The sequence below is a fragment of the Streptomyces sp. HSW2009 genome (assembly GCF_040240285.1).
In the GTDB taxonomy this organism is placed as follows: domain Bacteria; phylum Actinomycetota; class Actinomycetes; order Streptomycetales; family Streptomycetaceae; genus Streptomyces.
In genome coordinates this window covers 1-10,613 of sequence record NZ_JBEHZD010000264.1, presented here as the reverse complement: position 1 = coordinate 10,613, position 10,613 = coordinate 1, and the positions used below count along the sequence as shown (strand labels likewise).

Here is a 10,613-nt window from a genome sequence, read left to right as displayed (position 1 = left end):
ACCGCCGCGACCAGGGGCTGCCGGCCACCTCCCTCGCCTGGGGGCAGTGGGCCGGGGGGGGGGGGGGCCCCCGGGCCGGGGGGCCCCCGGGGGGCCCCCGCGCCCCCCGACCGGCCACCGCCGACCGGCGGCGGCCCAGGTGGTCACCCGACCACCGACCAGACGCCCGGCGGGGCGGGAGGGGAGCGTCCCTCCCGCCGCACCGGGCAGTGCCTGCCCGTGGGGACGGGGACAGGCACGCACAGTGAGATACGGCGGCGGCTCCCTGGGGCAGGGGGTCGCCGTCGGCGTGTTCGGGCGTACGGGGCGGCACCAGGGCTCGGGTGGTACGGGGCGGTGCCAGGGCTCGGGTGGTACGGGGCGGCCCCGCCCGCCCGGGCCAGGCGCCCCCGCGACGCCAGCCCCGGAGCCCGTACGAGCCGGAGTCACGTACGAGCCGGAGCCACGTACGAGCCGCAACCTCATACGACCGCAACTCCACGCGACCGAAACCCCGCACGAAACTCCCCCCGGGACCCGGCATAAGTCGGCCGTCGTCCGCATTGCACCATGGGGAGTGCACGACGGGGCGTAACGAAGATGTGGGAGTGGGCAACAGTGGTGGACGTCCAGGGCACGGTGGAGCCCGGTTTCGAACCGGTGCGGGACGCCTTCGCGGTCAACTTCGCTCGGCGCGGCGCGCGCGGGGCGGCGGTCTCCGTCTACCGGGACGGCCGCAAGGTGGTCGACCTGTGGGCCGGCGCCCGCGACGGCGACGCACCGCCCAGCCCCGCGCCCGCCCCCACCCCGGAGCCCGGCGGCGCGGCCCCGGCATCCACCCCCGAGCCCGGCGCGGTCCCCGCACCCACCCGGGGCCCCGCCGCCCCCTGGCTGCCCGGTACCGCGCAGATAGTGCGGTCGGCGACCAAGGGCGTCGCGGCGGCCGTGCCGCTGCTGCTGCACCAGCGCGGTCTGGTGGACCTCGACGCGCCGGTCGGCACGTACTGGCCGGAGTTCAAGGCGAACGGCAAGGAGCGGGTGTTGGTGCGGCACCTGCTGTCGCACCGGGCCGGGCTGCCGGTGCTCGACGCGCCGCTCAGCCCGGAGGCGGCGCTCGACGGCGTGAGCGGCGCGCGGGCGCTGGCCGCGCAGGCGCCCGTGTGGGAGCCGGGCACGGCGCACGGCTACCACCCGCACACCTTCAATTGGCTGGTCGGCGAGTTGGTACGGCGGATCACCGGCCGCACCGTCGGCGCCTGGGTGGCCGAGGAGTTCGCCGGGCCGCTCGGGCTCGACCTGTGGATCGGGCTGCCGGACGCGGAGCGGGAGCGGGTGGGCCGGATCGCCGCCATCGAGGCGCCCGCGCCGCCGCCCTCGCAGGGCCTGCGCGTACGGGCCAAGCAGAACGTCGCCGACGCGTACCGCGACCCGGACTCGCTGACCCGGCGGGCCTTCCGGGTGGTCGACCCGCTGCCGGACGAGAACGCGCCGGCCTACCGTGCGGCCGGCCTCCCCGCGTCGGGCGGCGTCGCCACGGCCCGCGCGCTGGCCAGGTTCTACGCGGCGCTGATCGGCGACGTGGCCGCGGAGCAGCCGCCGTCTGGGGCGCCGTCCGGGGCGCCGCCCGCGGACCCGTTCGCGCCGACCGCCCCGCTCCCCGCCGCCCGCCGCCTGTTCGCGCCCGCGACGCTCACCCTGGCCCGTACGGAGGAGTCGGCGGGCCCGGACCGGGTGCTGGTGGTGCAGACCCGGTTCGGCCTCGGGTACATGCTGCACGGCCCGGCGTCGCCGCTGCTGGCGCCCGGCTCGTTCGGCCACCCCGGCCGCGGCGGCTCGCTGGCCTTCGCCGACCCGGAGTCGGGCATCGGCTTCGGCTACGTCACCAACGGCATGCAGCAGAACGTGACGGCAGACCCGCGCGCGCAGGCGCTCGTCCGCGCGGTCCGTCAGAGCCTGGCCTGAACCCGACGGGCCCCCTTGCGGACCCGCCCGCGCGCGTGCTCGTACGCGCTCCGCGGGGTTCGTGACGCACGAGGTGTCACGCCTGACGCGTCCGGGGTGCGGTTGCCCGACGCGGTGACGGGCGCGTACGGGGCACGGCGACGGCCCGTGCGGCCCTCTTACGGCGGGTGCAGCCGCGCCCTACGCTGCCCGGACGAGTGCGGGTGATCAAGAGCCAGAAGGGCGGCGTGCGATGCGGCGGTTCGAGGGTTACGGCGTACTGCTCACGGGGGCGGGCCGGGGAATCGGCGCGGTGACCGCGCGGCGGTTCGCGGACGAGGGCGGGCAGGTGCTGGTCACCGACCTGGACGGGGCGCGGGCCGAGCGGGCCGCGGCGGAGATCCGCGCGGCGGGCGGCGTGGCGTACGGGCTGGCCTGCGACGTCGCGGACCGGGCGGCGGTGGAGGCGGCCGTGGCGCACGCGGGCGAACGGTTCGGCCGCCTCGACGTGCTGGTCAACAACGCGCTGTCCTGCCACCCCGACACCGAACGCTTCGAGGACCAGCCGGACGAGGAGTGGGACCGGGACGTGGACATCACGCTGACCGGTGCGTTCCGCTGCGCGCGGGCGGCGCTGCCGCTGCTGGCCGAGGCCGGCGGCCGGGCCTCGATCGTCAACGTCGGCTCCGTCAACGGTGAACAGGACTTCGGCAACCACGCGTACAGCGCGGCCAAGGCGGGCCTCGCCAGCCTGACCCGTACGCGCGCGGGCCGCGCGGCGCCCCGCGGCGTACGGGTCAACCTCGTCGCGCCCGGCACGGTGCGCACGGACGCGTGGGCCGGCCGCGACGAGAGCTTGCGCCGCGCCGCGGCGGCCTACCCGCTGGGCCGGATCGGCGAACCGACGGACATCGCGGCGGCGATCACGTTTCTCGCTTCGCGCGACGCGGCGTGGATCACGGGGGTGACGCTCCCCGTGGACGGCGGCCTGCTGATCAGCAACCTCGGCCTACGGGGCGCCCTGGCGGGCGAGGCTTAGGCCCCATGCTGGGGCTCAGCCTTTGAAGTCGCCCGTCTTGATGCTGGTGATGAAGGCGTTCCAGGCGGTGGGCTCGAAGGCGAGCGCGGGGCCGCTGGGGTCTTTGCTGTCGCGGACGGGGACGGCGCCTGTCGCGGTGGCGTGGTCGGGTGCCCAATCCAGGCACTGGCCGCCGTCGCCGTCGCTGTAGCTGGACTTCACCCATCGGTGCATTGGCGTTCCCTCCGGATCGAGTTGCGGTACGCGGGGTTCAGCCCTGGAAGTGCCCGGCCTTGACGCTGTCGATGAAGGTGTTCCAGGCGGTGGGCTCGAAGGTGAGGGCGGGGCCGTGCGGGTTCTTGCTGTCGCGGACGGGGATGGCGCGGGTGGTGGTGGCGTGGTCGGGGGCCCATTCCAGGCACTGGCCGCCGTCGCCGTCGCTGTAGCTGGACTTCACCCATCGGTGCATTCGCGTTCCCTCCGGATCTGGTTGAAGTGCGGTGGGTCGGACGAACGAGCGCCCCTGGAGTGCTGTTTGGCTGTCACTCGGGGGGCGCTCATCTACCGTACGCAGGTTCAGCCTTGGAAGTCGCCCGTCTTGATGCTGGTGATGAAGGCGTTCCAAGTGGTGGTTTCGAAGACGAGCGCGGGGCCGCTGGGGTCTTTGCTGTCGCGGACGGGGACGGTGCCGTGGGTGCGGGCATGGTTCGGGGCCCACGCCACGCAGCCGTTTTCGGACCCGCCGCTGAATGATGACTTGATCCAGCCGTCCAGGGTCGATGCGTCGCGGATGCAGCTCACGTGTGCTCCCTCAGGTAGTCGCGGATTAGGTTGAGCGAATCTGCCGGTGTAAGTGCTTGTGCGCGTACCACGTCAAAGCGCTGTATGAGGTCAACAACTTGTCGTGGAGCGTCAACTACGTCACCAGAACCGTAGCTTTCCACCAGGGCCGTTGTCGTTCCATTCTCCATGGTCAGCAGGGTGAGACTGCCACCCATCAGCGGATGGAATGGCTGGGAGAATGGCAGGACTTGGACGTTGATGTGGGGCTGTTCTGCTGCGCGGAGCACGTGACCTAGCTGCTCAGCCATGATGCGACGATCGGCTGCCAGGCGCTTCAGGGCCGATTCATCCATGATCGCCCAGTACTGTGGTGGGTCAATGCCTTCAAGCAGCTTTTGTCTGCGTAGGCGCAACGCCACATGCTCTTCTAGGGCCGGAATCTCCGTTCGGCGTAGCCCCAGCGAGAATAGCGCTCTGGCGTAGTCCTCGGTTTGCAAGAGGCCCGGTACGAGGCTGCTCGTGAAGACTTGGAGTCGAATGCACTTGGCCTCGTGCGAGAGATAGTCGTGGCTGTATTCCGTGACTAGGGAGTCTTGCGCTACTTCGAGTGCGTCGACGAATAGACCGCACGTAGAGAAAAAATCGTCCAGTGCTTTCGAAAGCCCATCGGATGGCAGTTGCTCATAGCGCTCGACGCGACTGATGTACGAGTGCGGATAGTGCAGCTTTTCCGCCAGGCCGCGGAGCGAGAGACCTGCCCTTTCGCGTAGGCGCCTGAGGTGTCGCCCCGGGAGGGTGCGTGCTGTAGCCCTGTCGCCCCGCTCGTCCTTCTCGTGGAGTTCCATCCCACACGCCTTCCTCGTGCGCGGTGTGACCTGCGAGCCCTAGGTTCCGGGTCGCTGGTTGTGAGCGTAGTCCCCGTAGGACAACCCTGTAAGGAGTTGGTCACCACGGGTGACCGTGCCCAACGTTCGTGGCGCCGTGCGTTCTTTTACGCCAACTCTGCTGCGCCGCGATGACGTTGCCGCCCCCTCCCAGGAACGAGCACCGCTCATGAACCCCGAGCACACGATGACCTTGAAGGTCTACCGCCAACGCCCCGGCGAACCGCCGGTCCCTCTGACCCCGACGACCACCGTCAACATCGACCCAACCGCCGTCACCCGCGCGGACCTTGAGGACTTCTACCTCCCCACCGCGTGGGGACCGTGCCGGTGCCCCCGGCACCGCGCGGGGCGGTCCGGTGAGTGAGGCGGTCCGGGCCGCCGACGCGCCGCCGGGGGCCGTGGACGGGGAGTCGGGATTCCCTGCGGGATACTCCCGGGCCCTGCACTATGTGCTCACCGGCGAACATGAAATCCACACCGTCGCCGGGATCGTACTGCGGTTCTTCATCGCCGACCGGGTACGGCCCGGGACGGGTGGTGGCACATGGCGACCGGTGTCCGATCGTGAGTTCCAACTCGCGTACGAGAATTCGCTGTTCGACATGGAAGCGGCGCGGCGGAACGAGATTCGGCCCAATGCGCGGCACGTACAACTCGGCCTGGACTCCTTGGTGGGAACGGGCGGGTATTTCTGGTCGGACGGCTGCGCGGAAGCGGGAGTCATGACGGCGAACGGAAAGACGCCCGACGAGTGCGGGTTCGATGTGGCCGAGGCGTGGGAGAACGCCGGATGCGGAGGTGACGCATGAATGAGGAATTGCGGTTACGAGTGGTGCTGGTGGTGTGGAAGCCGCGCGTTGAGGACGAGCCGATGAACCTGTCGGAGGGCTGGCCGCGCGTACTCCAGGTGCAACTGTCGAAGGACCGCACCGTCTGGGAGCCGCCGGGCGTGGTCGTACGGCACGGTGAGCTGATCGTGGAGGCGATGATGCGGATCGCCAGCACGATCGGCATGACCCTGCCCAACGCGATCCGCGTACTCGCCGTCGACCAGACCCCGGCGACGGACGACGCGCCCGCCGAAATCATCATGATGATGGACGGCGGTTGGTGCACGGACGCCGACCTGCTGGAGATCCCGGACTGCCTCTGCGAACACGAGCGGCACTGCGGCCACCGGCGGCGCTGGGCCACCACCCAGCAGGCGTGCGCCAACTACACGGCGCTCGCCATGGCTCTCGGCGCGGCCGTCGGCGTGGCCCCCACGTTCATCTTCGAGCGCGTGGAGGAGGACGAACTGCCGTACGACCCGGCGCACGACATCAACTGAGGGTGCGTTGGGTGCGGTTGGCTCCTGCTGGCTGGCGGTCGCCGCGCCCAGCCGCGCCGTCAGCCCGCGGGCAGCGCATCAGCCCGCGTGCAGCATCAGGCCGATGCCGGCCACCATCAGGCCGGCCGCGGCGATGCGCACCGTACCGAACCGCTCCTTGAAGAACAGCGCCCCGATCGCCGCGCCCACGATGATGCTGGACTCGCGCAGCGCGGCGATCGGCGCGAGTTGGGCGCGCGTCTGCGCCCACAGCACGAGGCCGTACGCGGAGACCGACAGCACGCCGCCCGCCAGGCCGCGCACGGCGACCGGCCGCAGTTGTGCGCCGAGCGCGCGGCCCCGGGTGGCCAGGGCGTACGCCGGGATGACGAAGCCCTCCAGGATCATCAGCCAGCCGATGTAGCCGATCGAGGTGCCGGAGGCGCGTACGCCGACGCCGTCCACGACCGTGTACGCGGCGATCGCCAGGCCCGTGGCGACCGCGGCGGTCAGCGCGGCCCAGTGCGGGCGGGCGCCGGAGCCGCGGATGCCCCACAGGGCGAGGCCGACGAGGCCGGCCGAGGCGAGGGCGACGCCGGCGGTCTGCCAGCCGTCGGGGCGCTCGTGCACGAAGACCGCCGCCAGCACGGTCACCACCAGCGGCGCCGTACCGCGGGCGATCGGATACATCTGGCCGAAGTCGCCGAGCCGGAACGAGCGCATGAGCAGCGCCTGGTACGCGATGTGGAGCACGGCCGACGCGATCAGGTACGGCCAGGCGCCGGCGGCCGGCAGCGGGGCCACCGCCGCCATGCCCAGGCCGCACAGCAGCCCGCCGCTGGACACCAGCGTGAACGCGAGGAGTTGGTCCCTGATGCCGTGCGCGATGGCGTTCCAACTCGCGTGCGTGACGGCCGCGGCCAGCACCGCCGCCGCGACGAGCGGCGTCATGCGGGCGCCGGGAGGTGGGGGTTTGGCTGGTGGTTCGGTTGGGGGGGGGGGTGGTGGCTCGGTCGGTGGTCCGGCTGGCGGTCCGACCTGTGGCCCGACCTGTGGCCCGGTTGGTGGTTCGGCCGGCCGCCCGACGCCTGGGCTTGCGCGCCGTGCACGCCGGTCGACCTGCGGTCCTTGGTGCAAGGAGGTGCTTGCATGGCCGTCACGTTAACTCAAGTTGTATGGGCCACACAGTGGGGGACGCATAGTGGGGGATGCATCACATCAGTCACTCCTGTTCACCCGCGTTGGCGGTGTGGGTGTGGGTGCGGGTGTGGAGTGGGTGGGTGATCGCTGGGGTGGGTGGCGCCGGCCGGCCTACGCGGTGGTGGCGATGCCGCCGTCGACGGGGATCACGGCGCCCGTGAGGTACGCGCCTGCCCGGCTGGCGAGGAACACCGTGACACCCGCCATGTCGTCGTCGCGGCCGATCCGGCGCAGGGGGGCCGCCGCCACGATCGCCTCGCCGAACTCGTCGAGGGCTGCGGCCGTCATCGCCGACCGGAACGGCCCCGGCGCCACGGCGTTCACCGTGACGTGCTGCGGTCCCAGTTCCTTGGCGAGCACGCGGGTGAGTTGGTGCAGGGCGGCCTTGCTGCTGGAGTACGAGTAGTTGGGCCGCTGGGGGATGTGGAGGGCGGCGATGCTGCCGATGTTGATGATCCGCGCGGGATCGTCGGCGGTGCCCGCCTTGCGAAGTGCCGGCAGCAGCGCCTGGACCAGCCAGAACGGCGACTTCAGATTGAGGTCGACGACCGTGTCCCAGGCTTCGTCCGGGAACGTCTCCAGCGGCTCGTCCCAGATGGCGCCCGCGTTGTTGACGAGGATGTCGAGGCGCTCCGAGTCGGCGGTGACCAGGTCGGACAGGCGCCGACACTCGTCGTGGCTGGACAGGTCGGCGGGGACGGCCCGCACCTCACCAAAGGTGGAGAGCTGTTCCTGCGCCTGGGCGCACGCTGCTGCGTTGCGTGAGCTGATGACCACGCGGGCGCCTGCTTGGAGAAGGCCACGCGCGATCATCATGCCGATGCCTCGCGTACCACCGGTGACGAGCGCGCGCTTCCCCCGCAGATCGAACAGTTCTGCATGCGTCGTGAATGGGTTGTCTACCACTTGCCGTCTCTCCAGTTGGTCGTGCGGGATGATGCGTCGACGCGTTGGGTGTTCGGTTCAGCTTTCGCAACGCTATGACCTTGGAGCGCACTCCAAGCAAGCTCATCAGGGTCCCGACGGACCGCCTCCGCAACCACCTCAAGCACCACCGGCCTGGAGCCACCCGGCAGGACGAACCCGCGGCCCGCGCTGCGGCGAACGCGCTGGTCACAGTCCGCGACGAACGTCGGTGACCAGCACGTTCACCACAGACTCGCTAGGCCGCACCCGGTGTGAGGAGCCCCGCCACGTACTCCGCGAGCTGCACGATCTGGTCGCGCTCCGCGCCGTCGCGGGCCACGTGGAAGCCGTGTCTGCGGCCCCAGAACGCGGCCCGTACGGCGTGCAGTTGGGCCCAGCGCAGTGCGCGGTCCCGGTCGAGTTCGGCCGCCTCGGCAAAGGCGGCGAGCATCCGGTGCAGGGCCCGGCCGAGGTCGTCCGCGCTGGCCAGCGGTAGCGCCCGCGAGGTGAGCAGCGCGCCGGAGTCGTACGCCGGGTCGCCCACGTAGCCCTTGGGGTCGATCGCCAGCCACGGTTCGCGCTCGGAGCGCAGGACGTTGCGGGCGTGTAGGTCGCCGTGGACCAGGGTCTCCGGCTGGGACGGGCCCAGTTCGCGTACGGTCGCCGCCGCGGCGTCCAGTACGCGGGGTGCTAGCTGGTGCTCCAACTCGTCGGCTTCCTTGGCGAGTTCGTCGGCCCACGGCGCGACGTGATCGGAGAGTCGGGGCAGCCCGGGTGGCGCGGGCACCGAGAGTCGGCGGCTGAGCAGCCCCGCCACGCGCGCGACCTCCTCGCTGTCCGTCAGCTCCGCGAGCGACCCGGGCCCGGCCCGCTCCAGGAGCATCGCGAACCGCGCGTCGTCCCGCTCGTACAGCGCCACGGCCCCCCGGCCGCCCCACAGTGCGAACGCGTCGGGCTCGTGCACGTTCCCGGGGTGCGGGAAGGAGATCTTGAGGACGGCGGGGGCGGTGGGCCCCGGGGCGGGGGCCGGGGCGGCCGGATCGGGGGTGGCCGGGTCGGGGCTGGCGGGCGTGCTCGGGCCGGTGGGCGAGCCTGGGTCGGTGGGTGGGCTCGGGTAGGCGGTCGGCCCGCCGTCCGCTGCCGGTCGCGGGCACCGTACCGGCACGATGAGCCCGACCGCTCCGTGGGTCACCGCACCGTCCGGCACGCACTCCCAGCGACTCAGCAACTCCTCGGCAATGCGCGGCAGTTCGCCGATCCAGTCGGCCCCGGCGGCACCCTCCCGTGCCACGGTGCCCCGGGCGAACTCCTCTGGAATCACGATCATCCGGGCACAGTACGCGGAGGGTGGGGGAGTCCCTGGGGGTGGGGTGCGTGCGTGGTGGGGCCCGTGGGTGGAAAAGGGGCGGCGCCGGGGCCCGGGCGGGCCTACCCTCCCGGCGGTGACCACACACCACCGCACCACACACCACCGCACCAACCGTGCGGCCATCGACCAGTGGAACACCTACCCGCGCGCCGCCATGGAGGCGATGGAACCCGAAGGTGACTTCGCCAAGCGCCATCTCCTCAACCCGGTGCTGTTTCGCCTGCTCGGCGACGTGCGGGGCCGGCGCGTCCTCGACGCGGGGTGCGGCCAGGGTTACTTCAGCCGCCTGCTGGCCGACCGCGGGGCCCACGTCACCGCGGTCGAACCCGCCCGGGCCCTGCTCGACTACGCCCGCGAGAAGGAGGCCGAGCGCCGCCAAGGCATCCGGTACGTCCACGCCGAACTCGGTCAACCGCTCGCTATGGAGGGGGAGTTCGACGCGGTCGTGTGCAGCATGGTGCTGGGGACGGTGCCGGACTGGAAGCCCGCGCTGCGCTCCTGCGTACGGGCCCTGCGCCCCGGCGGGTTGCTCGTGATCTCCCTCAACCACCCGGCGTTCGAGCAACTGCTGAGCACCTGGCGCACCCACGGCGCGTACCGCATCCACCGGTATCTGGAGGAGTACGAGATCCCGCAGACCCACGCCCCCGACTACCACCGGCCGCTCTCCACCTACCTCAACGAACTCGCCGGCCTGGGCTGTCGGCTCCGCGAACTCGCCGAACCCGGGCTGTCCGCCGCCGCGGCTCGTGACGCCGAGCCCACCACCCCCGGCATCGAGAGCTACACCCAACTCCCCAACTTCGCAGTCATCGCTGCTTCTTTGGAGTGAGCATTCTCTGAAGTGAGACTTTCGTCGGGGTGAGACTTCCGTCAGGGCGAGGCTTCCCTGGGGCACGGGGCACGGGGCACGGGGCACGGGGCACGGGGCACGGGGCACGGGGCACGGAGCCCGGAGCCCGGAGCCCGGAGCCCGGAGCCCGGAGCCCGGGGCGCGGGCCTCGGGGGACGGGGCCGTACGGCGTCCCTGGCTGGTGGAAGTCGGGTGGAAGCCGGGTGAAATCGGGTGGCGGGCAAGTGGGAAAAGGGGCGGGGGGGGGGGGGGGGGCGCCGGGGGGGGGGGGGGGGGGGGGGGGGGGGGCCGGGGGGGGCAACGGGGGGGGCGCCGGGGCCCGGGCGGGCCTACCCTCCCGGCGGTGACCACACACCACCGCACCACAC

General features: G+C 72.0%; 14 protein-coding genes. 7 read left to right on the top strand and 7 right to left on the bottom strand.

Features of this window, described 5'->3' with window-relative positions; genetic code table 11:
• Positions 1-549: 549 nt before the first annotated feature.
• Positions 550-1,941, top strand: coding sequence for a serine hydrolase domain-containing protein (locus tag AAHZ94_RS19685; RefSeq protein ID WP_349994287.1), 1,392 nt, complete (start codon positions 550-552; stop codon positions 1,939-1,941).
• 232 nt (positions 1,942-2,173) lie between these two features.
• Positions 2,174-2,959: an SDR family NAD(P)-dependent oxidoreductase gene (locus AAHZ94_RS19680; protein WP_349994286.1), complete on the top strand. Its 786-nt coding sequence runs from the start codon at positions 2,174-2,176 to the stop codon at positions 2,957-2,959.
• A gap of 15 nt (positions 2,960-2,974) precedes the next feature.
• Here the strand turns inward: AAHZ94_RS19680 and AAHZ94_RS19675 are convergent, their stop codons facing one another.
• The 4 genes from AAHZ94_RS19675 to AAHZ94_RS19660 all read right to left on the bottom strand — a co-directional run bounded on the left by AAHZ94_RS19675 (position 2,975) and on the right by AAHZ94_RS19660 (position 4,566).
• Entirely contained in the window at positions 2,975-3,172 is a 198-nt protein-coding gene (locus AAHZ94_RS19675) for a DUF397 domain-containing protein (protein ID WP_349994285.1), read from the bottom strand.
• A 37-nt stretch (positions 3,173-3,209) separates the two neighbouring features.
• Positions 3,210-3,407 carry a DUF397 domain-containing protein gene (locus AAHZ94_RS19670; RefSeq protein WP_349994284.1) on the bottom strand — a complete coding sequence of 66 codons (198 nt, stop codon included), beginning with the start codon at positions 3,405-3,407 and terminating at the stop codon, positions 3,210-3,212.
• A 107-nt stretch (positions 3,408-3,514) separates the two neighbouring features.
• A complete protein-coding gene (locus AAHZ94_RS19665) occupies positions 3,515-3,739 on the bottom strand; it encodes a DUF397 domain-containing protein (protein ID WP_349994283.1) in 225 nt (74 codons plus the stop codon).
• Positions 3,736-4,566, bottom strand: coding sequence for a helix-turn-helix domain-containing protein (locus AAHZ94_RS19660; protein ID WP_349994282.1), 831 nt, complete (start codon positions 4,564-4,566; stop codon positions 3,736-3,738). Before AAHZ94_RS19660 ends, AAHZ94_RS19665 begins: the two co-directional genes overlap by 4 nt.
• A 208-nt stretch (positions 4,567-4,774) precedes the next feature.
• On the opposite strand from AAHZ94_RS19660, the gene AAHZ94_RS19655 reads away from it, so the two are divergent.
• The 3 genes from AAHZ94_RS19655 to AAHZ94_RS19645 are packed head-to-tail and all read left to right on the top strand — an operon-like array spanning position 4,775 to position 5,938.
• Positions 4,775-4,972, top strand: coding sequence for a hypothetical protein (locus AAHZ94_RS19655; protein ID WP_349994281.1), 198 nt, complete (start codon positions 4,775-4,777; stop codon positions 4,970-4,972).
• Positions 4,965-5,417, top strand: coding sequence for a hypothetical protein (locus tag AAHZ94_RS19650; RefSeq protein WP_349994280.1), 453 nt, complete (start codon positions 4,965-4,967; stop codon positions 5,415-5,417). Before AAHZ94_RS19655 ends, AAHZ94_RS19650 begins: the two co-directional genes overlap by 8 nt.
• On the top strand, positions 5,414-5,938 hold the full coding sequence (locus AAHZ94_RS19645; RefSeq protein ID WP_349994279.1) for an NUDIX hydrolase: 525 nt from the start codon (positions 5,414-5,416) through the stop codon (positions 5,936-5,938). Before AAHZ94_RS19650 ends, AAHZ94_RS19645 begins: the two co-directional genes overlap by 4 nt.
• Positions 5,939-6,016: 78 nt before the next feature.
• Here the strand turns inward: AAHZ94_RS19645 and AAHZ94_RS19640 are convergent, their stop codons facing one another.
• Entirely contained in the window at positions 6,017-6,868 is an 852-nt protein-coding gene (locus tag AAHZ94_RS19640; protein WP_349994278.1) for a DMT family transporter, read from the bottom strand.
• A 360-nt stretch (positions 6,869-7,228) separates the two neighbouring features.
• Positions 7,229-8,023 (bottom strand): SDR family oxidoreductase, encoded by a 795-nt coding sequence (locus tag AAHZ94_RS19635; RefSeq protein ID WP_349994277.1) that lies wholly within the window; start codon positions 8,021-8,023, stop codon positions 7,229-7,231.
• Positions 8,024-8,103: 80 nt separating this feature from the next.
• Here AAHZ94_RS19635 and AAHZ94_RS19630 point away from each other — a divergent pair, with 80 nt between their 5' ends.
• A complete protein-coding gene (locus AAHZ94_RS19630) occupies positions 8,104-8,256 on the top strand; it encodes a hypothetical protein (protein WP_349994276.1) in 153 nt (50 codons plus the stop codon).
• Positions 8,257-8,279: 23 nt separating this feature from the next.
• On the opposite strand, the gene AAHZ94_RS19625 is transcribed toward AAHZ94_RS19630, so the two are convergent.
• Complete coding sequence (locus AAHZ94_RS19625; protein ID WP_349994275.1) at positions 8,280-9,350, bottom strand: aminoglycoside phosphotransferase family protein; 1,071 nt, start codon at positions 9,348-9,350, stop codon at positions 8,280-8,282.
• Between the two features lie 115 nt (positions 9,351-9,465).
• On the opposite strand from AAHZ94_RS19625, the gene AAHZ94_RS19620 reads away from it, so the two are divergent.
• Entirely contained in the window at positions 9,466-10,224 is a 759-nt protein-coding gene (locus AAHZ94_RS19620; protein WP_349994274.1) for a class I SAM-dependent methyltransferase, read from the top strand.
• The last annotated feature ends 389 nt before the right edge of the window (positions 10,225-10,613 follow it).

Bases quoted from the DNA above. Each gene is read 5' to 3' on its own strand.
- AAHZ94_RS19685 (WP_349994287.1), top strand. From the start codon at position 550: ATGGGGAGTGCACGACGGGGCGTAACGAAGATGTGGGAGTGGGCAACA.
- AAHZ94_RS19680 (WP_349994286.1), top strand. From the start codon at position 2,174: ATGCGGCGGTTCGAGGGTTACGGCGTACTGCTCACGGGGGCGGGCCGG.
- AAHZ94_RS19675 (WP_349994285.1), bottom strand. From the start codon at position 3,172: ATGCACCGATGGGTGAAGTCCAGCTACAGCGACGGCGACGGCGGCCAG.
- AAHZ94_RS19670 (WP_349994284.1), bottom strand. From the start codon at position 3,407: ATGCACCGATGGGTGAAGTCCAGCTACAGCGACGGCGACGGCGGCCAG.
- AAHZ94_RS19660 (WP_349994282.1), bottom strand. From the start codon at position 4,566: ATGGAACTCCACGAGAAGGACGAGCGGGGCGACAGGGCTACAGCACGC.
- AAHZ94_RS19655 (WP_349994281.1), top strand. From the start codon at position 4,775: ATGAACCCCGAGCACACGATGACCTTGAAGGTCTACCGCCAACGCCCC.
- AAHZ94_RS19645 (WP_349994279.1), top strand. From the start codon at position 5,414: ATGAATGAGGAATTGCGGTTACGAGTGGTGCTGGTGGTGTGGAAGCCG.
- AAHZ94_RS19640 (WP_349994278.1), bottom strand. From the start codon at position 6,868: ATGACGCCGCTCGTCGCGGCGGCGGTGCTGGCCGCGGCCGTCACGCAC.
- AAHZ94_RS19625 (WP_349994275.1), bottom strand. From the start codon at position 9,350: ATGATCGTGATTCCAGAGGAGTTCGCCCGGGGCACCGTGGCACGGGAG.